Raw genomic sequence first — 2610 nt, forward strand, 5'->3', positions numbered from 1 at the left:
CAAGATCCCATGAGGGTGTGGAGAGCGACCTGCGCTGTGGCAGAGCGGGGTTACTGAACTCTCTGGAGATCAATCATGCCTGTCACAGCTGAACAATCTGCAGCGCCGGCCGCCATCCGTGTCGAGCTTGACGCAATTTTCGTCTCGTTGGAACTGAGCAAATCAACATGGCTGGTAACTTCGCTATCGCCAGGTGCCGCCGATAAAATGTCCCGGCACACGGTGGACGGCGGCGACATTGCTGGGCTGTTCGCCCGTATCGGCGAACTTCGCGACAAGGCGCTGGCCCGGACAGGCAGGCTCTATCGGATCGTGTCGATCCAGGAAGCTGGACTTGATGGCTTCTGGCTGCACCGTTCACTGGACCACGAGGATTGGATCGAAAGCCACATCGTGGACGCTGCCTCGATTGCCGTCTCTCGTAAGCGCCGGCGGGCGAAGACCGACCGGATCGACGGTGAGACCCTGATCCGGACGCTGTTGGCCTACAAGCGAGGCGAGCCGCGCGTCTGCTCGATGGTGCGGGTTCCAACCCCGCAGGACGAAGATCGCCGCAGGATCGGCCGCGAACGCAAGATACTGGTCGACGAACGAACGCTGCACATCAATCGTATCAAGGGTTTACTCTTTAGCCAGGGGATTCGAGGGTATGAGCCCGGGCGCCGTGATCGCCGCGAACGGCTTGAAGAGCTGCGCACAGGAGACGGACGCGATCTGCCCACACACATCAAAGCCCAGCTTCTTCGCGAACTCGGCCGCCTCGAACTGCTGATCGAACAGATCAAGGCAGTCGAGGTCGAGCGCGACGCGATCCTGGCGCAGGACAAGGAAGTCATGACCAACCCCACGGCGATGTTGCTCGGCATCAAGGGGATCGGGCCGGAATTCGCGACGATTATCCATACCGAATGTCTGTCCCGGCATTTTGCCAATCGCAGACAGGTCGCATCCTATGCGGGCCTGGCTGCGAGCCCCTGGCAAAGCGGCTCGATCAACCGTGAGCAAGGCATCTCGAAGGCGGGCAATCCACGCCTTCGAACGGCGATGGTGCAACTCGCATGGCTTTGGCTACGCCACCAGCCGGACTCAACGCTAAGCCGCTGGTTCCGCGAACGGGTCAGCCAGAATGCGGGTAGGCGCAAGGCGACGACGATCGTTGCCCTTGCACGCAAGCTTCTCGTCGCGTTTTGGAAATATGTGACGTTCGGTGTCGTCATTGAGGGTGCCACTATGAAAGCCGCCTAACGCAAACACGACTGTAAAGTTACTTCCATCCCCAGGGCCCGATCAGCCCTGACGGATCCAGGGGGACGAACCGTGGTAGTCCATGGCTCCAAGCAAGCCGTCTACAAGAATGGTCTCGTCCTTCTGAGCCCTTGCCCGCCGAAAGCGGGATAGTGGTGCAGCCGCTTCGAACGGCGACCGGATGTGAGGTTGATCAGGCTCGGACGCCGAGCCGCGTCATGCAATCGGGCTCGGACCTCGGATACCGTTTACGAACTTGGAGATGCACAATGTCATCATGATGCCATGCCTTGACGTGGAAGCCCTCATGTGAGGACTATCGCCGCGATGGTGCCGAGCGCCAGCAGGTCATGACGCTGGCGACGGACGAGTTCATCCGCCGCTTCCTGATCCACGTCCTGCCGCGTGGCTTCCACCGTATCCGGCATTACGGTCTGCTCGCCAGTTCGACGCATAAGGAAGCCATGGCGCTCGCCCGCAGGCTGCTGGGGGTTGCTGCGCCGATCGAGGAGCCCGAGCCCGACGAACCGCCCGATCATCGCCCGCCATGCCCATGTTGCGGCGGACACATGACCATTATCGAGACCTTCGCTCGCTGGTGCCAACCGCGCGCACCACCAGCGCCAGCCTCACACGCCCGGAGACACGCGCCATGATCCGGCATGGCTCGCCCCACATGACGGTCGCGCCAATGGCGCATTGGCCGATGACCCGGCGCATGCCCATCTCAGAAATGAACCGGGCACAGGGCACACTGGCCCGCAAAACCAACGCCGCTCGCAGTCCGGCACCGCACAAAATCACGTTGATCCGGCCAGTAGCTGCACTTCCGGATCGGCAGCGTTTCCCCGCCAGAACCATCCCAAAGCTGTTTTACCCATAAACCAGCGCGTGGGGCCCGCGGGTTCCTGCACTGGAGGCTTTCGTACGCAAGCGCCCGAAACCCTTCGCAGACCGGGCCGTTTAGCTTGGCCACGGCGAACGTCTGCTCCTGATAGAAGCTGCCGTATTGACGCCTCGAAGTGGACTGACTGCAAGGCGCCCCCATGCCGGTCATCCATCCCACTGCCGTGATGTCTCCAAAGCTGCCGGCTGCTCCGCACTCAGGTCTCGGCGTCTGACTTCATCTTGTTCGGCTAACCCAGCACCAAGATGGGGATCTCGTCCTCACGCCAACTGACCGCCAGATGAAAGGGCCGCGGCAGGAACAACGTTCCCCTTTTCTTCTCGTCGCATCTTTCGTACAGAGGTGGGGCTGACTTGGCCCTTATTTCCGCTTGGCCCCTTGTGGGTGCAGGTTCGGAAGGCGGGGACCATCGCGTGGCGATGAGCCTCGCGGTGCAGGTCGATGCTTCGGCGACACTG

The 2610-nt window shown here is 61.5% G+C and carries 1 protein-coding gene and 1 pseudogene; both read left to right on the forward strand.

Annotated elements, in window-relative coordinates:
• Positions 1–75: 75 nt before the first annotated feature.
• Positions 76–1245: an IS110 family RNA-guided transposase gene (locus ABUH87_RS02810; protein ID WP_367768160.1), complete on the forward strand. Its 1170-nt coding sequence runs from the start codon at positions 76–78 to the stop codon at positions 1243–1245.
• A 311-nt stretch (positions 1246–1556) separates the two neighbouring features.
• A pseudogene (locus tag ABUH87_RS02815) lies at positions 1557–1901 on the forward strand (transposase); the annotation flags it as partial.
• Between the last annotated feature and the right edge of the window lie 709 nt (positions 1902–2610).

The organism is Novosphingobium rhizovicinum, from assembly GCF_040813635.1.
In the GTDB taxonomy this organism is placed as follows: domain Bacteria; phylum Pseudomonadota; class Alphaproteobacteria; order Sphingomonadales; family Sphingomonadaceae; genus Novosphingobium; species Novosphingobium rhizovicinum.